This is a genomic window from Klebsiella sp. MISC125, assembly GCF_051131775.1.
Classification (GTDB): domain Bacteria; phylum Pseudomonadota; class Gammaproteobacteria; order Enterobacterales; family Enterobacteriaceae; genus Klebsiella.
The window spans coordinates 2,392,683-2,415,900 of sequence record NZ_CP180448.1; the positions used below are offsets into that span (position 1 = coordinate 2,392,683).

Below are 23,218 nucleotides of genomic sequence, written 5' to 3' on the forward strand. Positions count from 1 at the left end.
TCCTGAATCCAACAAAATGTCAACGTTTTTGATGAGCGTCAGCAAGGTGCTACAAAATGTAAAGTTGTGTTTTTTTCGTGACTTAGCGGGGCATGATGGTTGAAAATTGGCGTTCTACCCACACCATGTGGGTAATCGCATAGTGCGTTTTGTTAAATCGAGGTTAAAAGAAAATTATGATGCGAATCGCGCTTTTCCTGCTGACCAACCTGGCAGTGATGGTGGTATTCGGGCTCGTGCTAAGCCTGACGGGAATTCAGTCAAGCAGTATGACCGGGCTGCTGATCATGGCGCTGTTATTTGGTTTTGGTGGTTCTATCATTTCGCTGTTGATGTCGAAATGGATGGCGCTGAAATCAGTGGGTGGGGAAGTCATTGAGCAACCGCGTAATGAAACGGAACGCTGGCTAGTCAACACCGTCGCACAGCAGGCGCGGCAGGCCGGTATTGGAATGCCGCAGGTGGCTATCTACCATGCGCCGGATATTAACGCTTTTGCTACGGGTGCACGTCGTGATGCTTCGCTGGTTGCCGTCAGCACCGGCCTGCTGCAAAACATGAGCCGTGATGAAGCGGAAGCGGTTATTGCCCACGAGATCAGCCACATCGCCAATGGTGATATGGTCACCATGACGCTGATTCAGGGGGTTGTGAACACCTTCGTTATTTTCATCTCCCGCGTTATCGCACAGATTGCAGCCGGTTTCCTCGGCGGCAACCGCGATGAGGGGGAGAACAGCAACGGCAACCCATTGATCTACTTTGCCGTTGCAACCGTACTGGAACTGGTATTTGGTATTCTGGCCAGCATCATTACCATGTGGTTCTCTCGTTATCGTGAGTTCCATGCGGATGCCGGTTCGGCAAAACTGGTTGGGCGTGAGAAAATGATTGCTGCCCTGCAACGTTTGAAAACCAGCTATGAGCCGCAGGAAGCCAGCAGCATGATGGCTTTCTGTATCAACGGCAAAGCAAAATCCATGAGCGAGTTGTTTATGACGCACCCGCCGCTGGATAAACGTATTGAAGCCCTGCGTAGCGGGGAATATCTGAAGTAATTATCTGCTTTCGGTAATAAAAATAAAAAATCCGCAACCTTCGGGCTGCGGATTTTTTTATGCCTGATTTTGGTTGCGGCTTACAGTCTGGCGCGCGGCTGCGTGACGCGAAGGCCGCTGACGGCGGCAGCGACAACGGCAAGCGTGCCGGCCAGCAGAAGTGCGGTGTGGGTTCCGCTATTCCCCAGCAGGTTAAACAGCAATGCGACCAGCGCCGCGCCGGTGCTCTGCCCCAGCAGGCGTGCAGTACCTAACATCCCACTCGCGCCACCGCTGCGATGGGCAGGGGCTGACGACACAATCGTATGGTTGTTTGGTGACTGGAACAGACCAAAACCTGCACCACAGAGCGCCATTCGCCAGATGATATCCAGGTCCGAAGGAGAAGAGGGCAGCAAAGCGAGGCCGAACAGACCGCAGGCCATCACAATCAGGCCAATTGCGCCCAACAGGCCGGCATGGACTCTCTCAATCAAATACCCTGCCAGCGGTGCCATCACCATCGTAGCCAGCGGCCACGGCGTCAGGAGCAGACCGGTTTCAACCTCACTGCGCCCCATCACGGATTGCAGGAAGAACGGCAGCGAAACCATCGCCAGCATCTGGGCACAGAAGGAGCAGATAGAGGTACAAATCGAAAGCGAAAACAGCGGAATGCGCAGCAGATCAACGGGTAGCAAGGGGACCGGCATCTGGAGTTGACGACGAACAAAAAAGAATCCAACGACCAGCATCGCCACGACCTCAGCCAGAACCAGTTGTGTAGACTGGCCCTGGGCAAAGCCGCCGAGGGCAGTAATCAGCAGGCCAAAAGTCAGCGCATTCATAATTGCGCTGGGCAGATCGAAGCGGGTAATTTTACTCCGCCCGGCGTTGACAGGCAGATAGCGCATTGCCAGAACCAGCGAAATGATGCCCAGCGGAATGTTAATCAGGAACAGCCATTGCCAGGAGGCAACGGAGAGAATCGCTGCGGCAATTGTCGGCCCTGCCGCGGATGATACCGCCACGACAAAAGAGTTGATCCCCATTCCGCGACCGAGAAACCGCTGAGGGTAAATCAGGCGTATCAGTGCGGTATTGACGCTCATCAGCGCCGCACCGCCAAGACCCTGCGCGACGCGTGCCAGAGTCAACATTTCCAGACTACTGGAGAGCGCGCAGGCGAGTGAGGTGAAGGTAAAGACTACCAGTCCAATCTTATAAATGCGTCTGTAGCCGACCATATCGCCGAGAAAAGAGAGCGGTAGTAACGCGATAACGATGGCAATTTGATAGGCATTAACTATCCAAATAGACGATGCCGGAGAAGCATTTAAATCGCTGGCGATTGTCGGCAGCGCCACGTTGGCGATAGCACCATCCAGTACCGCCATCGTCAAACCTAATACAATGGTCAGAATTGCGCCGTAACGCTGCGGTAATGGCAGCCCATCGGAAGTGTTTTTATCCATGTGAAATCTATGTCTTAGTGAAAACTATTTACTGGACAATAATTTTAGCATTGATTATTCAGCGGCATGTCGCAGATTTGTAACGAATAGGCAGAAGAACGATTGCGGGTATCGGCATGCGAATTTATAATAAAAACCGGTTCTAGTTTTTATAAAACAGTTGCGATGAGGTGATAAATGGCAGTTGCAGATTTGGATAAACAGCCAGATTCTGTCTCTTCGGTGTTGAAGGTTTTTGGCATTTTGCAGGCGCTTGGCGAAGAGCGTGAAATCGGCATTACCGAACTGTCCCAGCGCGTCATGATGTCAAAAAGCACCGTTTATCGCTTTTTGCAGACCATGAAATCGTTGGGATATGTGGCACAAGAAGGCGAGTCTGAGAAATATTCCCTGACCCTGAAGCTGTTCGAACTGGGCGCGCGGGCATTGCAGAATGTTGATCTGGTACGTAGTGCGGATATTCAGATGCGCGAACTTTCTCGCCTGACGAAAGAGACGGTCCACCTGGGTGCTCTGGACGAAGACAGTATTGTCTACATCCATAAAATCGACTCAATGTACAACTTGCGCATGTATTCGCGCATTGGTCGCCGCAACCCGCTGTACAGTACCGCTATCGGTAAAGTTCTGCTGGCGTGGCGCGATCGCGCAGAAGTTGAGCAGATTCTCGAAGGCGTAGAGTACAAGCGCAGCACTGACCGCACCATCACCAGTACTGAAGAGTTGTTATCGGTTCTGGATAAGGTCCGTGAACAGGGTTATGGCGAAGATAACGAAGAGCAGGAAGAAGGGTTGCGCTGTATTGGCGTGCCGGTTTTCGACCGCTTTGGCGTGGTTATTGCTGGCCTGAGTATCTCTTTCCCGACGCTGCGTTTTTCTGAAGAGCGTTTGAACGAGTATGTTGAGATGCTGCACACGGCAGCACGTAAGATTTCTGAGCAGATGGGTTACAACGATTATCCGTTCTGACAGGTCTTAATTGTTGTGAATTCGGGCTACTGACATTGTAGCCCGAATCATAACTAGCCGTTATCAACAACCGTGACGCTTTTTCGCAGAATAGGGCAATCGGTAATGCCGATAATACCGCTACTGGAATGAACATATTGTGCGGTGCTGATGCCGCGAGCCGTAAGATATTTACATTGCAATCCTAGTCCTCCGGCATTCTCACTGCTGCCCATTAATACGCCGTAACCGCTTAATAATACGCCGATCCACAAGATAGCCAGCACCACAATGGTACGTATGATCAATCGCATTGTTGCCTCAATATTTGTATTATCCTTGCGTTAATTCTGACATGAACACGAGTTGATACAAGTCTATGATTCCTAAACTTGCCTTTCGTATTACAGTTAGCCGCGGTTTAAGAAGGTCATGTTATCCTGGCGACATCTGATACTGATGCGGAGAGTGGAGTGAAAAAATTACGGTGGGTTTTGCTGATAGTTATCATAGCGGGTTGTTTACTGCTATGGACTCAGATGCTTAACGTAATGTGCGATCAGGATGTACAGTTCTTCAGCGGCATCTGCACTATCAACAAGTTTATACCCTGGTAAGACATTTTTAATATGACCGATTTTCTTCTGCTGTGTGGGTGGTAGAATGAACGCCTTCTCTTTGAGGTGGTGAAATGAGTGAGTTATTAAATCCTGGGATCGTAAATCTGGCGTCAGTAGCATTGTCGGTTGTGCTGTTGCTTGTCGGCCTGTTGTTGTGGTTTTTTGTTAATCGCGCCAGCTCGCGCGCCAATGAGCAGATTGCTCTGCTGCAAGCCTTGCTGGATCAGCAAAAGCGGCAGAATGCGCTGCTCCGCCGTCTGTGTGAAGCCAATGAGCCTGAGAAAGAGGACGTTGCCGAGCCTTCTGCAATTGAGAAGGGAAAAGGCGACGACGACTTCATCCGCCTTGTCGCAGAACGGTAATCCGACTGACAGGTGTGCACCGCTGCGGTGTGCGCCTGCATATCAGCTGACTATAACTAATCCTTATCTATTTACCCGCTTTCAGCGCCAGTCTGAACTGTTAAGATATGATTTCCTCCGCATGCTCCTGTGATTTGTTTAGACACGCAAATAAAAGAATTATGATGTGGGTCAATTGCCAGAACAAACATCATGTCATCAATACTTCATTATTATCGTGCAATGTAGACAATATTTTGAGCACTTTAATTAACGCGTTTCATTATTATGGAATGCGCATAGTTAACGCGAATTTTCAACTATCGATATGAGCTTTTATGTGCATCATTATGCAGTTTTCTTTGTATACCCCTAAAATTGGCAGTTCGTATGCGAACCGACGACAACACTCTGAAGTCGTTGAGCTATGTTGAAAAAGCAGCAGTTATGGGGGATCTGTTATTACTAGAACTGCATGACAGTGAAGGATTCGTCTGTGGGAGCTAAGACGCATAAATGTGCAGATGATCAAATGATTATCTTATAATCTGTGCGAGGGATCGAGACCCGTCTAAAAATGGCTTGCCATTATTTACGTTGTATGTGATAACACCGTTCGGGTTAAACGAGGTACAGTTCTGTTTATGTGTGGCATTTTCAGTAAAGAAGTCCTGAGTAAACACGTTGTCGTTGAATACCGCTTCTCTGCCGAACCTTATATTAGTGCCTCATGCAGTTATGTGTCAGTTTTATCTATGTAAGCGCCTAAGGGCGAAGAAAGAAAACAGTCTAAGGAATTTTGCAAATGGCAAAGATTAAAGGTCAAGTTAAGTGGTTCAACGAGTCTAAAGGTTTTGGTTTCATTACTCCTGCTGATGGCAGCAAAGATGTGTTCGTACACTTCTCTGCAATCCAGGGTAACGGCTTCAAAACTCTGGCTGAAGGCCAGAACGTTGAGTTCGAAATTCAGGACGGCCAGAAAGGTCCAGCAGCAGTTAACGTAACTGCTATCTGATTCAAGACCACTGAATCTTGTAAGAAAGCCTCGCCTGTGCGGGGCTTTTTAGTCTCTATTGCAAAACGTTTCTATTTTCCCCCCTCCGTTGTGCTTTGTTGCAAAACAACACCCTTATTCGCATTGTTTAGCAGTCTTTTTTGCTTATTTTCTGTTAAATCATAGGGTTGCAAAATAATGATGGAGCTAAGGTGCAAAAGAACAAAATTAAGTCAGCCGCCAATTTTACCCCGATCCGTTTTGGGTTGCTGTGCGTGGCGATTCTCAGTTGTCTTGGGCTGCTATTGGCTCGAGTGGGCTGGCTACAAATTGTCTCCCCAGACAATCTGGTTAAACAAGAAGATATGCGCTCCTTGCGCGAGGAGCCTGTTGACGTTCAACGTGGGATGATTAGCGATCGCGAAGGCCGCCCGCTGGCGGTTAGTGTACCGGTAAGCGCGATTTGGGTCGATCCGCAAACGACCATCGAAAAGGGTGGGGTGGGATACGGTCCCCGCTGGCAGGCCATGGCCGAGGCTTTACACCTCAATCTCAACGACCTGGCCCACCGTGTTGAAGCGCATCCTCATGCGCGGTTTCTCTATCTGGCACGCCAGATAAACCCGGAGCAGGCGGAATGGATCGATAAACTTCATCTACCGGGTATTAATCTGCGCGATGAGTCGCGCCGCTTCTATCCGGCTGGTCACGTCGCCGCTAACCTGCTTGGTTTTACCAATATCGACAACCAGGGTATTGAAGGGGTTGAGAAAAGTTTTAATGCCCAGCTAACTGGTAAGCCGGGGCGTCGGCTGGTGCGTAAAGACCGTCATGGCAACGTTATTGAAAACATTACCGAAATGGCGGCGGTTCCTGCCCACAATTTGCAGTTGAGCATTGACGAGCGGCTGCAAACGGTGACTGAAGATGCGCTGGACAATGCCGTGCGCTGGAATAAAGCAGAGTCGGGGGCGGCTGTGTTGATTAAAATCGACACCGGAGAAATTCTGTCGATGGCCAGCTATCCAGATTTCAATCCCAATAATCGTGATAATGCAAAGTTGGATGACTTCCGCAATCGCGCGATCAGCGACACCTTTGAGCCCGGTTCGACAGTAAAACCGTTAGTGCTGATGACCGCGCTTGAGCAGGGCATCGTGCAGCCAGATAGCGTGGTGGATACCCATCCCTTTGTGCTGGATGGCCATCGCATTCGCGACGTGGGGTACTATCCGGAATTGACCCTCACCGGCATCCTGCAAAAATCCAGCGATACCGGGGTTTCTCATTTGTCGCTGGCGATGCCGATCCAGCATCTTATTGATACCTATAAGGTATTCGGTTTTGGCGACTCTACCGGATTGGGGTTGACCGGTGAGAGCGCGGGGCTGATGCCGCAGCGTCGCTATTGGGGACAACTGGACCGGGCGACTTTCGCCTTCGGTTATGGTCTGATGGTGACGCCGCTTCAGCTAGCACATGTTTATGCCACCATTGGCGGCTACGGTATCGAGCGGCCGCTGTCGATCACGCGCATCGACCCGCCGGTCATTGGCACTCGCGTGATGCCGGAGCAAATCGTACATGAAGTTGAGCACATGATGGAGAGCGTGGCCTTACCGGGCGGCGGCGGGATCAAAGCGGCGGTGCGTGACTATCGGGTGGCGGTGAAAACCGGCACCGCTAAAAAAATCGGTCCGGATGGTAAATACATTGATAAGTACGTTGCCTATACCGCTGGCGTTGCGCCGGCCAGCAACCCGAAATTTGCGCTGGTGGTGGTGATGAACGACCCCAGCAACGGGTCGTATTACGGCGGGGCGGTTTCTGCGCCGGTATTCAGCCAGATCATGGGCGATGTCCTGCGCCTGGAGAACGTTATGCCGGATGGAATGCCGCAGGATTCAGAAAACCTCATCGTAATGCACAACGGCGAGGCCTTGTCCCCCGCGCTGTAACAGTGGTCTGAAAGGGCGAATAGCGCTACACTTTCGCCCTTTCAGCGACACCGGAGTTGTCATGTCTTACAGTTGTCCACTTTGCCACGCACCGCTTGAGCGCCGCGACAATAGCTATATTTGCCCACAGCGGCATCAGTTCGATCTGGCGAAGGAGGGCTACGTTAATTTGCTGCCGGTGCAGTTTAAGCGGTCTCGCGATCCTGGCGACAGCGCGGAGATGATGCAGGCCCGTCGGGCGTTTCTCGATGCGGGTCATTATCAACCTCTGCGAGACGCTATCAGCGCTTATTTGCAAACCTTCGCTCCGATTGATTTACTGGATATCGGCTGCGGGGAAGGGTATTACACTCATGCTTTTGCCGCCATAGCCGCCCATAGCTGGGGGCTGGATGTTTCTAAATCCGCTATTCGCGCCGCGGCTAAACGTTATCCGCAAGTCAATTTTTGCGTCGCATCCAGCCAGCGCTTGCCGTTTGACGATGCCAGCCTTGATGCAGTCGTGCGAATTTATGCCCCGTGTAATGCTCAAGAATTGGCGCGTGTTGTCAGGCCCGGCGGCTGGGTGATCACCGCGACGCCTGGTCCGCGTCATTTATTGGAACTCAAAGGATTAATTTACGACGACGTGCGCCTGCATGAGCAGAACACGGAAGAGATGACGGGATTCACGCTATGCCACCAGCAGCAGTTGGCCTATCCGATGCAGCTAAATGGAAGTGAGGCAGAAGCGTTACTACAGATGACGCCGTTTGCGTGGCGGGCAAAACCGGCAGTTCGAGAAACCTTACGTCAGCAGGAACTATTTGGCTGCCAGACCGATTTTGCTATTCACTGCTGGCAGCGCGATGCCTGATGGCTAGCCGGCAAAATGGCTCCAGAGTATTTGGGCGCCAATGCCAATCAGAACGATACCACCCAGTATTTCGGCCCGTTTGCCCAGCAGCGGGCCGATAAAGCGTCCTACCATAATGCCCAGCGTCGACATCATCAACGTGGCACAGCCGATGGCCAGCGCGGTGGCGATAATATTGACCTGCAAGAACGCCAGACCAACGCCGACAGCCATGGCATCAAGACTGGTGGCGAAAGCGGTGGTGACAAGCAGCCAGAAACCGTGACGGCGGGGAGCTTCACACTCTTCGTCGTCGCTGCCGCGAAATCCTTCGATAACCATACGACCGCCGAGAAACACCAGCAGTATGAAGGCAATCCAGTGATTCCATTCAAGAACAAACTGGCTGGCCAGCATCCCCATTCCCCAACCGACGAGCGGGGTGAGCGTTTCGATAGCGCCAAAGATAAGACCCGTGCGCAAGGCTTCGGAAAATTTGGGTTTATGGAGGGTCGCGCCCTTACCGATAGAAGCCGCGAAGGCGTCCATGGACATGCCGAAGGCAAGAAGAATGGTAGCGGAAATATTCATTAGAGCGTCCTGACCGGGGATAATCCATATGACACATCGCTACCCCCAGTAAGCATACGCAGCTCATCCTGATGATGAAGCGCTGCGTACAGCAGTGATGTGTCTATGGTCTCGCCTGATTGAATACTTTCTTCAACCCGTACGTGCCACGTTTTGCAACGAGTATGTTGACACGTACATTTCCTGACTGGCAGGAAATCGGCTACTCCCCAACGACGGGCGCAACCTTAACATAATTTTAGAATATAAAACAATAACAGAGTTAGGTTATTTTGATAACCAAATGATAACGATTTTCATTTTAATTTAGGCGTGAATGACTCGTTAATAAATATGAGGATATTTGACGGATGAAATATAGCACTGGCTATACATCATCCGTTGGGAAATAGTGAGATATAGCGTGAGCTATATTTTTAACTCATTGAGTTGAAACGAGAAGTTTGTATATCTTCTCCAGATCGTCGATATTGCGCACACGAATAAGTAAACGGCGTTGCTCTAATTGCATCACCAGCACGCCATCTTCCGATAAATTCATCTCTTTAATTCGCTTATATTCAATCCAGATATTGGCGAAGAAAAAACCACTCTTTTTGAAGATGATCTTCGGAGTGCGGATCCAGAACAGATACAGCCCCATTAATGCCAGGGCAGATAATAACCAGGTGGTGATAAGTTCGCCCTGGTTGGCCATATTGTTGTAAATCAGTATCCCGATAAGGCCGACGAAGATAATGCCATCAACACGACTGCGGCGGAGCAGGGGGATAGCCAGCAGACTTGGGCCGTTACGACGCGGCATAATGAACTGGTCGTAAACCGCAAAGGCGAGCAGAACGAGAATAAACAGGATTAACACCAGGTCCGTGATTGTCATCCATCCTCCAAATAAAAAAGCCGGGGGCAAGCCCCCGGCGCACAGCACAATAATTACAGGCCCAGCAGGCCGACAGCGTAGCCCGCGATACCGATGACGAAGAAGCCAACGATGATCCACAGGGCGTTTACTTTTTTACGCAGCAGCCACATACAAGCGAAGGTCAGCAGCAGCGGCACCAGGCCCGGCATCAGCTGGTCAAGGATAGTCTGCACGGTAGTGACGCGAGTCTGACCATCCTGACCGGTGATGGTAGAAACCACCAGCGGGATGTTCACGTGCGTCCACTTGTTAACCAGCGCCCCCATAACAAACAGGCCGAGGATTGACGCCCCCTCTGTCAGTTTCTGCAGGAAGCCGCCGCCCATATCTTTAACGATGTCGATACCTTTACGATAACCGTACGCTACGCCGTAGTAACGGGTCAGCAGACGTACTGCGTTAAACAGGATAAAGAACAGCAGAGGGCCAAGCAGGCTGCCGCTCATCGCGATACCTGCACCCAGCGCAGCGAATACCGGACGAACGGTACCCCAGAAAATTGGGTCGCCTACGCCTGCCAGCGGACCCATCAGACCGACTTTGATACCGTTGATGGCACCATCGTCGATTTCTGCGCCGTTAGCACGCTGCTCTTCCATCGCCAGCGTTACGCCGAGAACCGGCGCGGCAACGTATGGGTGGGTGTTAAAGAACTCAAGGTGACGTTTAATCGCCTGTTTACGCGCATCGTTGTTCTCAGGATACAGGCGACGAATTGCCGGTACCATAGAGAAGCAGAAGCCCAGCGCCTGCATACGTTCGAAGTTCCATGAACCCTGGAACAGGTTAGAACGAATGAACACGCCACGAATATCACTCTGAGTGAGTTTTTTCTCGGTGGTATTTTTAGTCATATCAACCATTTCGCTCACCTGTTAGTCCAGTTCGTTATCGAGATCGTTATTACCAGCAGCCTGCGCTGGCGCACCCGCTACGCGGTTATATTTCGGGCTCAGCTGGATGTAGAGGACAGCCATTACTGTACCAATCACGCCCAGAGCAACCAGGTTGAAATCGGTGAATGCAGCGGTAACGAAGCCCAGGTAGAAGAACGGCATCAGGTAGCCTGCGCGCATCATGTTGATGACCATCGCGTAACCGACTACCACGATCATGCCACCTGCGATGTTCAGACCGCCGGTTACCACTTCAGGAATGGCGTTCAGCAGACCCTGTACTTCGCTAGTGCCGACGGAGATCGCCACGATAACCGCCGGGATAGCGATACGCATGGCCTGCAGGAACAGAGACGAAACGTGAAGCCAGGAAATGGCCGTCAGGTTTCCGCTCTCTGCGGCTTTATCCGCAGCGTGCTGGAAAGCAACGGTGATGGTACGAACGATAATGGTCAGAACCTGGCCTGCTGCTGCCAGCGGGATAGCCAGCGCGATACCAGCGCCAATGCTTTGGTGACCTGCGATAACCAGAACGGTTGAGATGATTGACGCTAAAGCGGCATCAGGCGCAACGGCGGCACCGATGTTCATCCAGCCCAAAGCGATCATTTCCAGGGTACCACCGATGATGATACCGGTTTTCATATCACCGAGAACGGCGCCAATCAGCGTACAGGCCACCAGCGGACGGTGGAACTGAAATTCATCAAGTACCGACTCCATACCCGCAATACACGCGACGATGAACACCAGCACAATCTGAAGAAGGGTAATCTCCATTGTACTTCTCCTGTTGATTAAGTCTTAAGTTGAAAATTGGGTTGCGAATCGCGGGGTGACTTATTTCACCTTGGCGATCAGATCCATCATTTTCAGTTTCTGGTCGGTGGAAACTTTACGTGCTTCCAGTTCGATACCGCGTGCGTCCAGTTTCTTAAACGCTTCAATATCTTTCTCATCGACCGAAATAGCGTTGTTCACCTGCGTTTTGCCCTGACGGAAAGCCATACCGCCGATGTTGACAGTAGTGATGTTCACCCCACCTTCAACAACGCGCTCAACGTCAGTTGGGTTAGTAAACAGCAGCATGATGCGCTCGCCTGCGTATTTCGGGTTGTTATAGACACGAATCATCTTCGCGACGTCTACAACGTGGGCGGTAACGCCCGGAGGAGCAACCTGAGTTAGCAGCGTTTTACGCACGGTGTCTGCCGCCACTTCGTCGCTGACGACGATAATGCGGGTAACGTTAGTTTCTTTTGTCCAGCGGGTAGCGACCTGACCATGGATCAGACGGTCATCGATGCGTGCCAGCCCGATGACCATATAATCTTTCGGCCCCATTGGTTTTAATGGTGCTGCCGCTTTCGGTGCTGCTGCCTGAACCGGTGCCGGGGCGGCCTTTTCCACCAGCTTCGCTTTCAGTGCTTTCACGCCTTCACGGCCGGTTTCCACCGCCAGCGCGACCAGTTCATCGAACGACGGGTTATCGTCGCGCGCCATCAGTGTTTCCACCAGCATCGGGATGTTGACACCCGCGATGACTTCATAATGTTCTTTATCGACGACAATGCGGCTAGCTGCGTTAAACGGGCTGCCTCCCCATGTATCGACGAGAAATAACACGCCTTTTGCTGTATCCAGCTTCGCTAGCTGAGCGTTGTACTTCTCAATCAACGTTTCTGCGTTTTCGCCAGGAACGAAATCGATCCAGCCAACGTTTTCCTGCTCGCCCAGCAGCATTTCTGCCGTTTTCAACAGCTGTTCTGCAGCCCAACCATGTGTGCCTATTACAATAGCAATCGTCACTTGCTACCTCCTTTATAATCGTGAATGCATCATCTGTTGTGATACATACTGAATCACTCTTGCGAACAAAATCGATTCAGTAAGGGTGTAAGATATAAAGTAATTACTACAGCGAATTATTTTAGACAGTGAAAAAATAATTAATGTGATGAAGCTCCGCTAATGATGTATAAGTTTGGGATTATTTTGCAGCGCAAAAAATAGTCTTAGCTATTGCAAAGACAGGTAAATTTTTTCCAATCTGGCTCTATATTTTGATATGTTTACGTTCCGTTTAATTACTCAGGAGTATAGGGCATAGCCCGCTATATGGATCGTCACCGACGTCTTTTCACCTTCAGGCACTCGTCTGCCGCCATCATCTGCTACGTTTTTTTACCAGCAACAAGTGTCTCGTCTGTGCATGACACAGCGATGACTATGTCTGTCGTTAACTGGAGCTGCTCATGGAATTCTTAATGGATCCCTCTATTTGGGTTGGCTTGCTGACGCTGGTCGTCCTCGAAATCGTGTTGGGTATCGACAACCTGGTGTTTATTGCCATCCTTGCTGACAAGCTGCCGCCAAAACAGCGCGATAAAGCGCGTTTGATCGGCCTCTCTCTGGCGCTGTTTATGCGTCTGGGCCTGCTGTCGGTCATCTCCTGGATGGTGACGTTAACCAAACCGCTTTTCAGCGTTGCCGATTACGCGTTTTCCGGGCGCGACCTCATCATGCTGCTCGGGGGGATATTCTTGCTGTTTAAGGCGACCACCGAACTGCACGAACGGCTGGAAAACCGCCAGCATGATTCCGGTCATGGTAAGGGATACGCCAGTTTCTGGGTGGTGGTACTGCAAATCGTCGTGCTTGACGCCGTGTTCTCGCTGGATGCCGTCATTACGGCTGTCGGGATGGTTAACCATCTGCCGGTGATGATGGCGGCGGTAGTGATTGCGATGGCGGTGATGCTATTGGCTTCGAAGCCGTTGACCCGCTTCGTCAACCAGCATCCGACGGTCGTCGTGCTCTGTCTGAGCTTCCTGCTGATGATCGGTCTGAGCCTGGTGGCTGAAGGTTTTGGTTTCCATATACCGAAGGGGTACCTGTACGCCGCAATTGGTTTCTCGATAACCATCGAATTCTTCAACCAGGTGGCGCGCCGTAACTTTATCCGCCACCAGTCGATGCTGCCGCTGCGTGCGCGAACCGCCGATGCGATTCTGCGTCTGATGGGCAGTCGTAAACAGAACTCCGTGGTACAGGATGGCGATCGTCCGTCAGTGGTGCCGGTATCGGATGGTGCCTTTGCCGAAGAAGAACGCTATATGATTAACGGCGTCCTAACCCTTGCCCAGCGTTCATTGCGCAGCATCATGACACCGCGCGGGGAAATTAGCTGGGTGAACGCCGAGCAGAGCGAAGAGGAAATTCGTCGCCAGCTTCTGTCTTCACCGCATAGCTTGTTCCCGGTATGCCGGGGCGAGCTGGATGAAATCATCGGTATCGTCCGTGCGAAAGAGATGCTGGTGGCGCTGGAAGCGGGGGATAACGTTGCTGCGCTGGCCTCGGCTTCTCCGGCGATCGTGGTTCCGGAAACTTTGGATCCGATCAACCTGTTGGGCGTGCTGCGCCGTGCTCGTGGCAGCTTTGTTATCGTGACCAACGAGTTTGGCGTGGTGCAGGGGCTGGTCACGCCGCTGGACGTGCTGGAGGCGATTGCCGGTGAATTCCCTGACGCTGACGAAACCCCGGAAATAGTCATTGATGGTGATGGCTGGCTGGTGAAAGGCTCAACCGACGTGCATGCGTTGCAGCAGGCGCTGGGGCTGGATCATCTGGTTGATGAAGATGAAGATATCGCAACGGTTGCCGGGCTGGTGATTGCGGTTAACGGCCACATCCCTCGTGCGGGTGATGTGCTTGATTTACCGCCTTTGCAGTTCACGATTGTCGAAGCCAACGACTACCGTGTCGACCTGGTACGGGTCGTGAAAGTACGCCAGGATAACGACGAAGAAGAGTAATGGTTGAACCCTGTCGGCTTTATCATGAAGCCGGCAGGGTATTCCCTACGTAAATACCCCTTTGTGTTTTTCAGATGCCAGCCACTGTGGAAAGTCGTCTATTGGCATCGGGCGGGCATAATAAAAACCCTGCAATAAATCCACGCCATTTCTGCGCAGGTATTCCTCCTGCTCCCGGGTCTCGACTCCCTCAGCAATCGTGACAATTTTTAGCCGACGCGCAAGGGCGATGATCATATCGGTCACCGTGGCGTTGACGCTATCGATACCAATAGCGCTGGTGAAAGATTTATCAATTTTCAACACATCAGGACGCAGTTTTTCCAGCCACGAAAGGGAACTATTGCCAGTGCCAAAATCATCAATCGCTAGCTGTACCCCCTTGAAATGCAGGTGTTCAGCCATATGGTGATCGCCATCCTGTAGCACGTCACGTTCAGTGAGTTCGACAACCAATTGTTGTACCGGATGCGCGCTAAACCAGTAATGGTGCAGGTCGCGCAGCAGTTCGCCATTGGCGAAGTGGCGGGCGGCGACGTTAATCCCGATGTGAAAATGTTTGTCCTGAGGAAACAGCGCTAATTTATGTGCGGTTTGTGAAATCACATAGCGGGTGAGGGGGATAATCAGGTTATAGCCTTCAGCAATGGGAATAAAAACATCCGGTGAAATAGCCCCTCGTCGCGGATTATTCCATCGCAGCAGTATCTCAACTCCACAGCACTTTCGGGTATGCAGGTCTTGTAAAGGTTGGCACCAAAGCTCGAACTCGTGCGCAGTAATGCCGAGATTAATTTCGCGAGAGAAACTCATTCGTCCCGCAGTCGCCAGCCAGGCGATGCCGGTCATTAACATGCTAAGGATCAGCGCCAGCGGCAATTCATTGGGAAGATCGCTAAGGGCGACCGCCGAGGCTCCGGGACCGCTGACATTGATAGTAAAAGGAAATTCTGTGGAACGCTGGCGGTAGATAATCTGCTCTCCCGGCAACATCTCCTGTCTTATCAGACCCGAACCGCTGATAAAGCTTTTCTCGCCAACCTGCAGACCAATCCCGGTAATTAACGATGATTTTGCATTGAAAATTAACCCACCTAACAGCTCAATATTGATGAGCAGCAGCACGCCGTCAGCACCGCTAAGCGAGGCGGGATACCACTGAATAAGTACCGGGGTTCCTTTAAGCAGCGAAGCGTCGTAGCTGAAGACTAACAGGGGATGATTTGTCGGTAATGCAGGCTGTAGTTGATGTACCGGAATATGGCGCTGACCAAAAATACTAGAGCAATAGAGCTGGTTTGACTGGACCAGCGCAATGGAGCGTACTGTTTGCAACGATGAGGCCAGCTTGCGAAGCGCAAGGTGGGCATCCTGACAGGGTTGGTTCACCAGATGAAGCAGTGCAGTGTGCTGAGCGGCCAGGGGGCGCAAAATATTATCCATCGCCTCCACCATTTTGTTGGTGCTCGTCTGGACACGCTGCTGATTTAAACTACGCTGCGAAATAAATCGAATCACTAACGTTGTTGTTAGCGTTAATAGCGCCACGAGCAAACATACCAGGATACGTTTCCTGCGGTATGTCGTGATGACTTTTTGTGCAGTCTGCATGCGCGACGCCTTGTCGGCTAGAACGTGTCAATGAGAGTAACAGCCGCCATAGGGCAAGAGTAGTGGGAATCGATAAAAAAGAAGAATGCGTCCGACGGACGCATTCGTTTAAATAATCATTAATCGCACTGAACTTTGATAGCCAGGCCGCCGCGCGACGTTTCCCGGTATTTGGCGTTCATATCTTTACCGGTCTCATACATGGTCTCAATGACTTTATCGAGGGAGACGCGCGGTTCGCTGGTTCGGCGCATTGCCATTCGGGTGGCGTTGATCGCTTTAACCGAGGCAATCGCATTACGCTCGATACAGGGAACCTGCACCTGTCCGGCTACCGGGTCGCAGGTAAGACCGAGGTTATGCTCCATCCCGATTTCCGCGGCCACGCAAACCTGCTCCGGGCTGGCTCCGAGGATTTCAGCCAGGCCCGCCGCCGCCATTGAGCAGGCCACGCCGACTTCACCCTGACAGCCAACTTCCGCACCGGAAATTGAAGCATTCATCTTATACAACGCGCCGATAGCGCCAGAGGCCAGGAAGTAGCGAATATAGATATCCGGGCTGACGGACTCGATAAAGTGGTCGTAGTAGGCCAACACCGCCGGAACAATACCGCAGGCACCGTTGGTGGGCGCAGTCACTACGCGGCCACCGGCGGCGTTCTCTTCATTGACCGCCAGGGCGAACATGTTGACCCAATCCACCACGTTCATCGGATCGTTAGAGAGTTTATCGCTGGCGACCAGCAGACGCCGCAGCGCCGAGGCGCGACGAGGAACGCGCAGTGGTCCTGGCAGCACGCCTTCGGTATTGATGCCGCGATCGATACAGGCGCTCATGGTGTGCCAGATGTTAGCAAAGTAATCTTCAATCTCTTTTTTACTGTGCAGCGCCAGCTCGTTCTGCATCACCATGCCGGAAAGCGACATGCCGGTTTCTTTGCAGTAGCCCAGCATCTCCTGCGCGGATTTAAACGGGTATGGGACGCTGACTTCACCAACATTTTCTTTGCCGAAATGCTCTTCATCGACGATAAAACCCCCGCCGATGGAATAATAAGTTTTGCTGTAGATTTCTTTATCGCCAGCCCAGGCGTGAATGGTCATGCCGTTCTCGTGCAGCGGCAGGTTATCGCTACGAAAACGCATACCATCATCCTGCGGGAAATCGACCTCATGCTGCCCTTGCGCCAGCAGCAGGCGACCGCGCGCTTCAACGTCGCGGATAAATGCCGGAATTGCGTCAATGTCGACCGTATCAGGCTGATTGCCTGCCAGTCCCATAATAATCGCAATATCTGTGTGGTGGCCTTTGCCGGTTAATGACAGTGAACCGTAGACGTCAACCGCCACGCGAGTCACTTCATTAAGCAATCCCTTTTCGACCAGGTCATCGACGAACTGTTTACCGGCCTTCATCGGGCCTACAGTATGGGAAGATGAGGGACCGATCCCCACCTTGAACATGTCGAATATACTAATCACGATAACACTCCTGACAGGGTTACCGCGGGTGCGGTAACGATGCAATAACTGCGCATAGTGTAAGAGGGAACCGTGCCATCAGCTTAAGTATTCACATGAATTAAACTAATGGATAACCGAGAATTTACTAATGCTGAGAGCATCGTCCAAGTTTAAGTATAGTTAAGGACGGGAGCCTATCTGTAGCGCCAGTTCACGAATAATGCCCGCGGTCATGCCCCAGACAAAATAATGCTGATACCACGACAGCCAGACGCGATGTGAATTACCGCGCCGATGAATATCCAGCGGGTGATAGCGCCCGAGTCGTAGCGCCTCAGCCAGCGGCATTTCGAAGACCGCCGCGACTTCATCCTGACTGGCATGATAGTGCAGATTAGGCGGGATAATACCGACTACCGGCGTCACCTGAAAACCGGTTACGCTATCAACTGGCGGAAGAACACCAATAATTTCAACGGACTCTGGTGGTATCGCTACTTCTTCCTGCGCCTCGCGCAGCGCGGCGGCAATAAGCGTGGCATCGCTGTTATCCACCGCGCCGCCTGGGAAAGCAACCTGTCCGGCATGTTTACGCATCAGCGGCGAGCGTTGGGTCAGCAACAGCCCCGGCTGCTGACGGCGAACAATTGGCACCAGAACCGCAGCCTGGCGCTGGTTGAGCGCACTGGCTGCGGGCTGTGGTCGCAGAAGCTGAAAACGAGAAAGAAAGTCGTCAAGGTCGAGGGCGCTGTCCGCCATGTTCTAGCTCTCCAGTTGATGCAGGATACGATTAACTTTATCAAAAGTTTCCTGATATTCCGCTGCTTCTTCACTATCGGCCACAATACCGCCACCGGCGGAGCAGAAAAGCTGCCCCTGCCTGGCGGTGAGCGTGCGGATGGTGATGCTGGTATCCATATTGCCGCAGAAGCTGATATAGCCGACGCTTCCGCACCACGCATTGCGCCTTTGCGGCTCCAGTTCATCGATAATTTCCATCGCTCTGACCTTCGGCGCGCCGGTAATTGAGCCGCCGGGAAACGCTGCGCGCAGCAGGTCGGTAGCGTGAAGATGAGCGGGCAATCTGGCGGTAATGGTGCTCACCAGATGATGTACGGCAGGGAACGGTTCAACGACGAACAGTTCGGGGACGCGAACGCTACCGGGCACGGCAACCCGGCCAATGTCGTTGCGCATTAAATCGACGATCATCAGGTTTTCTGCGTGGTCTTTCGGCGAGTTCGCCAGCTTTTTCGCCTGCTGTGCATCCAGCTCGGGGTCGGACAGTCTTGGCAAGGTGCCTTTAATCGGTCGGGTCTGGATTTCACTTTGATGTAGCTGAATAAAGCGCTCGGGCGACAGGCTCAATATTGCCCCTTCAGGCAGGCGGATAAAGGCGCTGAACGGTGCGCGATTGGCGCGATTAAGCTGGCAGAACGCTTGCCATTCATCCCCGCGATAGCTGGCCTTAAAACGCTGCGCCAGGTTGACCTGATAGCAGTCGCCGCTGTGCAGATAAGCCTGAATCTGGCGAAATTTTTTGCCGTACTCCTCGCGGCTCATATTTGAGCGCCACGGCGAAGTCAGTTCAAAAGGCTCAACGACCGGGGCTGATTGCGCCTCCAGCCACGCAAGGCAGCGCTGCGGATCGTCATAGCTGATTAACGACACTTCCTCGCGCTGATTGTCGACAATTAATGCCCAGTCATAGATCCCCACCGCCATATCCGCCAGGGCGATATCCGCATCCGCCTGCGACGGTAGCGTTTCAAAACGCCGCCCAAGATCGTAGCCGAATAGCCCCAGCGCGCCGCCAAGAAACGGCAGATGCGGGTGAGCTTGCGGTTGCAGATTATGCTTCACCAGTTGTTGATGCACGAGCGCGAGCGGATCGGCGCTTGACGTTGTGGTCGTTTCGCCCTCGCTTATAACGGTAGTTTGACCGTGGGTCACCAGCGTTGCGCACGGCTGAGCGACGATAACGTCAAACCGACTATGTGCATGATTGGCAAAACCAGAGTGCAGCAGCATTGCCCAGGGTTGTGAACTTAATGGCTTAAAATAATGTTCAGCGGCATCCGCACGCCAGGGCAGGGAAATAATCGCGGGGGACAACATCGTCTTCTTCAATCCTGATCGTTACCGCCTGCTGGTATACTAGAGGACGGCGTGAAATAATTACGCCCCACAATGTAGCAGGAGTGAGTGATGTTTGCAGGTTTACCTTCGCTGAGCCACGAGCAACAGCAAAAAGCAGTAGAACGAATTCAGGAACTGATGTCGCAGGGCATGAGCAGCGGCGAGGCTATCTCTTTAGTGGCTAACGAACTGCGCGCCTCGCATACCGGCGATCGGATTGTGGCGCGCTTTGAGGATGAAGACGAGTAAGCTAATACCGTCATTCGTGTCATGCCACCTTCCTTAGGCAGAAGGCGGAAAGTCAATTGATGACATCAGGTAGCCGTTCGGGATCGTCGTGTAGCGTTATCTGCGCCATGCTTTCGCCACGCCAGTAGGTGAGCTGTGTGCTAGTAGCCGTGTGGTTCACGCTGACCTCGGTTAACGGCGCAGACTTCGTCAGGTCCCACAGACAGACAAATCTCGCCTGCGGTAGATGGTTGCGTAACACCAGATAACTGAGATTGCTTACCGCCGGGTTATCCGGAGCCAACCCTTGCCACAGCTCACCGTCACCCGCCAACCACAGCGCTACCGTATCGCCGTCACGGGCAAAATGGCGTGGCTGACAGCCGTGCAGCGGCGTCATGGTGGAACCTTCCATATGACGCAGCGGCCCGCTGAGCGAGAAGGGCTGCGGCGTGCCGCTCTGGTCCAGCGCCTGTGCCGCCAGATGTAGCGTCCAGTCGAGCTGCTGGCGATGCGGGTTCTCCACCGTCGACAGGTCGATCAGCATATCGTCCAGCCACAGCAAGCGGCGGCGAAAGCGCACTTCGCGCCAGGCATTAACGTCCCACTCGACCCGCGAATGACTGTTCAGTTCCGGTGGCGGTTTGCTCCAGTCTACTTCGCTGTCCAGCCAGAGATAATCCTCGCCCATATGCCAACCCAGCACATCCGGGTTAGCCGGAGGTTGGTTGGTCTGATTGACCGTCAACGTGTTATGGGTGGCACTATTCTTGTAATAGTCATAGTGCATTTTGGCACCGTAACCGGTGGTACCCATGTCCGGCAGCAGCCAACCCTCGCGCTGCCAGAGCATCAGCCCCAGCCGGTCGTAATGGTCGTGCTCGCCGCCCCACGGACTATGTTTAATCAATAGCACTTCTTGCGGCCGTCGCCAGAGCGTGATCCCCGCACCCGGCGCAAACAGCGACTGCTGAGGGATAAGTGCCAGCGTGGTTTCCGGTAGCGGCCGATCGCGCCACAGCAGCGTTTCGCGCTCGTCAGGCTCCGCGTCGATAAACTGCAACACCGCGGCGTATTGCGGGTCGTGCCAGATAAACCAGGCAAACTCGTACAGATCCCGGTGATGCAGTTTCTCCTGTCCGGCAAGGCAGTCATTGAGCCGTGGGAAGGTGCCATCCGGTAACAGTAATGAGAGGGGAAACTTCAGCATCGGCTGATACCACGGGCCATCAATCAGGCTCCAGCGGGTGCCGCGCGCCAGCTTCTCGAAAGCAAAGAACCCCTGCAGCGCGTAGTAGTGGTAATGTACCGACCCCTCAAACCACAAGCCTTCCGCCAGCAGCCCATGCTCAAGTTGCCAGCGCAGGCCGTAGGGTTGGTTAACGGCAAACTCCAGTAGCGCATCATCTTCAAGGACAAAACCCAGCACGCCGAGCGCAGCGCTGATTTTCACCTCGTGATTATGAATTTGCGGGCTGCGATGCTCGCGTAAAAACGTCGCCGCGCAGCGCAGCAGGTTTTGGCTGATGTGCTGCTGTTCGGCGGGTGTTAAACCGTCGCGAATAAGGTCGTATCCCAGCGCCATCTCCAGAATACAGTTCGCTTCACACAGCGTTTGGGCGTTCATTTTCCCCGGACCGTTGTTGGGGATATCGCCGTGGACTTCATAGGCGGGGTACACGTCTGCATACCCCATCAGCAACGTGCGGACTTTATCGCGATACACCGTTTCGCCGGTCAACTGCCACAGCAGCCCCAACTGCTGACAGGCGCTGGCGTTGCGTCCGTTCATCTCCCGCCACCAGGCTCCGTCCCACGGCTCGCCGCTAAAAACTTCGCCGTCAACCGGGCAGGCGTGATGATGAGGGGAGTCTGCCTGCCAGGTGAGCCGCACCCCATGGTGCGGGCAAAAATAGTAGAGATTCCAGCTCGCAATACCGGTTTGCGGGATGCACACGGCGGCGTCGAGCATCGGTTGTGCATTCTTCACGAGCTGTTCAATCAGGCCGTTATTGCCGGCTGCACGTCTGGCAATGTCGGGCCATAGCCCAGAAAATTGTTTCATCAGTGGTTATCCTTGACCTCTGCTGACGCGGGAAGCGGGGCGATGAGCGTGGTGATATCGTCAGGGTATTTCGCGCGCAACCACTGGGCTTTTTCGCGGAATAACATGTCATCCGGCCAGGCGTGGGCGGCGGTGGCAATATTACGCAGCGCTTTCTTATCGTCCATTTTGTCGAGGTCTTTCCACGGCCATGGCGTATCGCTGTTAATAAATCCAGCGACATACTGATAGCCCTTGCGCAGGCTATGGTCGTCGAGGGTGAAGTTCCAGATATCAACGCCCGCTTTCTCACCCAGACGCCCCAGGCGGTTGTAGGCTTCGAGGTTGAAGTTGCTGTAGTGCCACGGACGGGTACGCTCAAGCTCCGCCATCTGACGCCCTTCAACGTCAAACTGTCCGGCAATGCGCCGCAGTTGCGTGATAGTTAAACGCTTTTTCGCCTCATCGGTTTTGCCGCTGAACAGGGCAAACGTAGCGGCCTGCATGTCAAAATAGGTGCCGTGGTTGTTATGCCAATTCTCTTCTTCAAAACCGTTCTGGCTGGTGGTCATCCAGTGATAAAACTCACCGAACCACTGCTTAAGCTCAGCCACCTCGGTCTCGCTTAATGCGCCGGAGGATTGCAACACCGCGATAGCGTCAACCACCTCAACCAGCGCCCGGCTGTCGATGATACCAATGCCGCGTCCGGTATTAATGCCAGGGATCGCTTGCGCGTATTGCAGGTTTGGCGTCATGCGAGTTTCTGGGTTAAGGAACCAGCTTTTAATCTGCTCGGCAGCTTTCTGCGCATAGCGATTATCCTCAGAGAAATACCACGCCAGCGCCAGCGTGGACACATCGTTACTCATCTTCACCAACCGGTTTTTGTCGGTGGCATCGCTGTTGGCGTCCGGGTTGGTTTGCCCATCTTTGCGAATGTACGGCAGTCCGTCTTTCGTGTTCGGGTCTGGCCACCAGTACGGTGGGAAACTGTAATAGTCGTGCTTGTTGCCGCTGGCGGCGACCAGCGTTTTATCCATCACCGAAAACAGCGGGTGTTTTAATGCAAGGTCCGCTTTTTTTAACAGCGCGCTTTGTGCCTGGACAAATAACGGGTCTTTGGCGGCGATTTGCTGGCGGCTGAAGGCCAAATCTTTGCCATCGAGCGTATAAGGCTCGGCGGCGTACAGTGATGTGCTTAAACCAGAACAAAGCAGCGCAATGCCGAATATTCTCCGGTGAGGTATTGAGTTCATCGTGATAACCCTTCTGCAAATAAGAGAAAAGATAACAAC

At 52.8% G+C, this 23,218-nt stretch carries 23 protein-coding genes; 10 read left to right on the top strand and 13 right to left on the bottom strand.

Annotated features, from left to right (window positions below):
- Positions 1-176 precede the first annotated feature (176 nt).
- The gene (gene htpX, locus ACMYSL_RS11295) at positions 177-1,058 is read left to right on the top strand and encodes a protease HtpX (protein ID WP_110274275.1); all 882 of its coding nucleotides are present in this window, start codon (positions 177-179) and stop codon (positions 1,056-1,058) included.
- Positions 1,059-1,138: 80 nt separating this feature from the next.
- Here the strand turns inward: htpX and ACMYSL_RS11300 are convergent, their stop codons facing one another.
- Positions 1,139-2,512 (bottom strand): MFS transporter, encoded by a 1,374-nt coding sequence (locus tag ACMYSL_RS11300; protein WP_304259910.1) that lies wholly within the window; start codon positions 2,510-2,512, stop codon positions 1,139-1,141.
- A 177-nt stretch (positions 2,513-2,689) separates the two neighbouring features.
- Here ACMYSL_RS11300 and kdgR point away from each other — a divergent pair, with 177 nt between their 5' ends.
- Complete coding sequence (gene kdgR, locus ACMYSL_RS11305; RefSeq protein WP_110274273.1) at positions 2,690-3,481, top strand: DNA-binding transcriptional regulator KdgR; 792 nt, start codon at positions 2,690-2,692, stop codon at positions 3,479-3,481.
- A gap of 53 nt (positions 3,482-3,534) precedes the next feature.
- Here kdgR and ACMYSL_RS11310 read toward each other — a convergent pair whose 3' ends face one another.
- A complete protein-coding gene (locus ACMYSL_RS11310; RefSeq protein WP_181485811.1) occupies positions 3,535-3,774 on the bottom strand; it encodes a YobH family protein in 240 nt (79 codons plus the stop codon).
- A gap of 159 nt (positions 3,775-3,933) precedes the next feature.
- Here ACMYSL_RS11310 and mgrB point away from each other — a divergent pair, with 159 nt between their 5' ends.
- From mgrB to rlmA, 6 genes are all read left to right on the top strand, one after another.
- Entirely contained in the window at positions 3,934-4,077 is a 144-nt protein-coding gene (gene mgrB, locus ACMYSL_RS11315; protein ID WP_002911375.1) for a PhoP/PhoQ regulator MgrB, read from the top strand.
- A 74-nt stretch (positions 4,078-4,151) separates the two neighbouring features.
- Complete coding sequence (locus ACMYSL_RS11320; protein ID WP_304259908.1) at positions 4,152-4,442, top strand: YebO family protein; 291 nt, start codon at positions 4,152-4,154, stop codon at positions 4,440-4,442.
- 623 nt (positions 4,443-5,065) lie between these two features.
- Positions 5,066-5,182: a DUF2627 domain-containing protein gene (locus tag ACMYSL_RS11325; protein WP_071530300.1), complete on the top strand. Its 117-nt coding sequence runs from the start codon at positions 5,066-5,068 to the stop codon at positions 5,180-5,182.
- 44 nt (positions 5,183-5,226) lie between these two features.
- Positions 5,227-5,436: a transcription antiterminator/RNA stability regulator CspE gene (cspE, locus tag ACMYSL_RS11330; RefSeq protein WP_001062678.1), complete on the top strand. Its 210-nt coding sequence runs from the start codon at positions 5,227-5,229 to the stop codon at positions 5,434-5,436.
- 191 nt (positions 5,437-5,627) lie between these two features.
- Entirely contained in the window at positions 5,628-7,373 is a 1,746-nt protein-coding gene (gene ftsI, locus ACMYSL_RS11335) for a peptidoglycan glycosyltransferase FtsI (protein ID WP_434662884.1), read from the top strand.
- 61 nt (positions 7,374-7,434) lie between these two features.
- The gene (gene rlmA / locus ACMYSL_RS11340) at positions 7,435-8,229 is read left to right on the top strand and encodes a 23S rRNA (guanine(745)-N(1))-methyltransferase (protein WP_304259897.1); all 795 of its coding nucleotides are present in this window, start codon (positions 7,435-7,437) and stop codon (positions 8,227-8,229) included.
- Positions 8,230-8,232: 3 nt separating this feature from the next.
- Here rlmA and mntP read toward each other — a convergent pair whose 3' ends face one another.
- From mntP to manX, 5 genes are all read right to left on the bottom strand, one after another.
- On the bottom strand, positions 8,233-8,799 hold the full coding sequence (mntP, locus tag ACMYSL_RS11345) for a manganese efflux pump MntP (RefSeq protein ID WP_110274268.1): 567 nt from the start codon (positions 8,797-8,799) through the stop codon (positions 8,233-8,235).
- A 421-nt stretch (positions 8,800-9,220) separates the two neighbouring features.
- Positions 9,221-9,679 carry a DUF986 family protein gene (locus ACMYSL_RS11350; RefSeq protein WP_182239559.1) on the bottom strand — a complete coding sequence of 153 codons (459 nt, stop codon included), beginning with the start codon at positions 9,677-9,679 and terminating at the stop codon, positions 9,221-9,223.
- Positions 9,680-9,732: 53 nt separating this feature from the next.
- Positions 9,733-10,584 carry a PTS mannose transporter subunit IID gene (locus ACMYSL_RS11355; protein ID WP_110274266.1) on the bottom strand — a complete coding sequence of 284 codons (852 nt, stop codon included), beginning with the start codon at positions 10,582-10,584 and terminating at the stop codon, positions 9,733-9,735.
- 12 nt (positions 10,585-10,596) lie between these two features.
- Positions 10,597-11,397, bottom strand: coding sequence for a PTS mannose/fructose/sorbose transporter subunit IIC (locus ACMYSL_RS11360; protein ID WP_110274265.1), 801 nt, complete (start codon positions 11,395-11,397; stop codon positions 10,597-10,599).
- A gap of 60 nt (positions 11,398-11,457) precedes the next feature.
- Positions 11,458-12,426, bottom strand: coding sequence for a PTS mannose transporter subunit IIAB (gene manX / locus ACMYSL_RS11365; RefSeq protein WP_304259892.1), 969 nt, complete (start codon positions 12,424-12,426; stop codon positions 11,458-11,460).
- Between the two features lie 446 nt (positions 12,427-12,872).
- Here manX and yoaE point away from each other — a divergent pair, with 446 nt between their 5' ends.
- Positions 12,873-14,432, top strand: a complete 1,560-nt coding sequence (yoaE, locus tag ACMYSL_RS11370) for a CNNM family cation transport protein YoaE (protein ID WP_434662887.1) — start codon at positions 12,873-12,875, stop codon at positions 14,430-14,432.
- A 45-nt stretch (positions 14,433-14,477) separates the two neighbouring features.
- On the opposite strand, the gene ACMYSL_RS11375 is transcribed toward yoaE, so the two are convergent.
- The 4 genes from ACMYSL_RS11375 to pabB all read right to left on the bottom strand — a co-directional run bounded on the left by ACMYSL_RS11375 (position 14,478) and on the right by pabB (position 19,627).
- Positions 14,478-16,043: an EAL domain-containing protein gene (locus ACMYSL_RS11375; protein ID WP_434662889.1), complete on the bottom strand. Its 1,566-nt coding sequence runs from the start codon at positions 16,041-16,043 to the stop codon at positions 14,478-14,480.
- Positions 16,044-16,162: 119 nt separating this feature from the next.
- Complete coding sequence (gene sdaA, locus ACMYSL_RS11380) at positions 16,163-17,527, bottom strand: L-serine ammonia-lyase (protein ID WP_181485818.1); 1,365 nt, start codon at positions 17,525-17,527, stop codon at positions 16,163-16,165.
- Between the two features lie 162 nt (positions 17,528-17,689).
- The gene (locus tag ACMYSL_RS11385; RefSeq protein ID WP_110274260.1) at positions 17,690-18,268 is read right to left on the bottom strand and encodes a CoA pyrophosphatase; all 579 of its coding nucleotides are present in this window, start codon (positions 18,266-18,268) and stop codon (positions 17,690-17,692) included.
- 3 nt (positions 18,269-18,271) lie between these two features.
- Positions 18,272-19,627, bottom strand: coding sequence for an aminodeoxychorismate synthase component 1 (pabB, locus tag ACMYSL_RS11390; protein ID WP_434662892.1), 1,356 nt, complete (start codon positions 19,625-19,627; stop codon positions 18,272-18,274).
- Between the two features lie 90 nt (positions 19,628-19,717).
- On the opposite strand from pabB, the gene ACMYSL_RS11395 reads away from it, so the two are divergent.
- Positions 19,718-19,897: a YoaH family protein gene (locus tag ACMYSL_RS11395; protein WP_110274258.1), complete on the top strand. Its 180-nt coding sequence runs from the start codon at positions 19,718-19,720 to the stop codon at positions 19,895-19,897.
- A gap of 52 nt (positions 19,898-19,949) precedes the next feature.
- Here ACMYSL_RS11395 and ACMYSL_RS11400 read toward each other — a convergent pair whose 3' ends face one another.
- Positions 19,950-21,941 carry a heparinase II/III domain-containing protein gene (locus ACMYSL_RS11400; protein ID WP_434662895.1) on the bottom strand — a complete coding sequence of 664 codons (1,992 nt, stop codon included), beginning with the start codon at positions 21,939-21,941 and terminating at the stop codon, positions 19,950-19,952.
- Positions 21,941-23,179: an alginate lyase family protein gene (locus ACMYSL_RS11405; protein WP_434662896.1), complete on the bottom strand. Its 1,239-nt coding sequence runs from the start codon at positions 23,177-23,179 to the stop codon at positions 21,941-21,943. Before ACMYSL_RS11405 ends, ACMYSL_RS11400 begins: the two co-directional genes overlap by 1 nt.
- Between the last annotated feature and the right edge of the window lie 39 nt (positions 23,180-23,218).

Excerpts from the sequence above, each read along its gene's own strand:
- ACMYSL_RS11320 (WP_304259908.1), top strand. The coding sequence starts at position 4,152 with ATGAGTGAGTTATTAAATCCTGGGATCGTAAATCTGGCGTCAGTAGCA.
- pabB (WP_434662892.1), bottom strand. The coding sequence starts at position 19,627 with ATGTTGTCCCCCGCGATTATTTCCCTGCCCTGGCGTGCGGATGCCGCT.
- ACMYSL_RS11310 (WP_181485811.1), bottom strand. The coding sequence starts at position 3,774 with ATGCGATTGATCATACGTACCATTGTGGTGCTGGCTATCTTGTGGATC.
- ACMYSL_RS11350 (WP_182239559.1), bottom strand. The coding sequence starts at position 9,679 with ATGACAATCACGGACCTGGTGTTAATCCTGTTTATTCTCGTTCTGCTC.
- ACMYSL_RS11360 (WP_110274265.1), bottom strand. The coding sequence starts at position 11,397 with ATGGAGATTACCCTTCTTCAGATTGTGCTGGTGTTCATCGTCGCGTGT.
- ACMYSL_RS11395 (WP_110274258.1), top strand. The coding sequence starts at position 19,718 with ATGTTTGCAGGTTTACCTTCGCTGAGCCACGAGCAACAGCAAAAAGCA.
- ACMYSL_RS11325 (WP_071530300.1), top strand. The coding sequence starts at position 5,066 with ATGTGTGGCATTTTCAGTAAAGAAGTCCTGAGTAAACACGTTGTCGTT.
- ACMYSL_RS11355 (WP_110274266.1), bottom strand. The coding sequence starts at position 10,584 with ATGGTTGATATGACTAAAAATACCACCGAGAAAAAACTCACTCAGAGT.
- htpX (WP_110274275.1), top strand. The coding sequence starts at position 177 with ATGATGCGAATCGCGCTTTTCCTGCTGACCAACCTGGCAGTGATGGTG.
- kdgR (WP_110274273.1), top strand. The coding sequence starts at position 2,690 with ATGGCAGTTGCAGATTTGGATAAACAGCCAGATTCTGTCTCTTCGGTG.
- yoaE (WP_434662887.1), top strand. The coding sequence starts at position 12,873 with ATGGAATTCTTAATGGATCCCTCTATTTGGGTTGGCTTGCTGACGCTG.
- rlmA (WP_304259897.1), top strand. The coding sequence starts at position 7,435 with ATGTCTTACAGTTGTCCACTTTGCCACGCACCGCTTGAGCGCCGCGAC.
- ACMYSL_RS11400 (WP_434662895.1), bottom strand. The coding sequence starts at position 21,941 with ATGAAACAATTTTCTGGGCTATGGCCCGACATTGCCAGACGTGCAGCC.
- ACMYSL_RS11385 (WP_110274260.1), bottom strand. The coding sequence starts at position 18,268 with ATGGCGGACAGCGCCCTCGACCTTGACGACTTTCTTTCTCGTTTTCAG.
- cspE (WP_001062678.1), top strand. The coding sequence starts at position 5,227 with ATGGCAAAGATTAAAGGTCAAGTTAAGTGGTTCAACGAGTCTAAAGGT.
- ACMYSL_RS11300 (WP_304259910.1), bottom strand. The coding sequence starts at position 2,512 with ATGGATAAAAACACTTCCGATGGGCTGCCATTACCGCAGCGTTACGGC.
- ACMYSL_RS11375 (WP_434662889.1), bottom strand. The coding sequence starts at position 16,043 with ATGCAGACTGCACAAAAAGTCATCACGACATACCGCAGGAAACGTATC.
- ACMYSL_RS11405 (WP_434662896.1), bottom strand. The coding sequence starts at position 23,179 with ATGAACTCAATACCTCACCGGAGAATATTCGGCATTGCGCTGCTTTGT.
- mntP (WP_110274268.1), bottom strand. The coding sequence starts at position 8,799 with ATGAATATTTCCGCTACCATTCTTCTTGCCTTCGGCATGTCCATGGAC.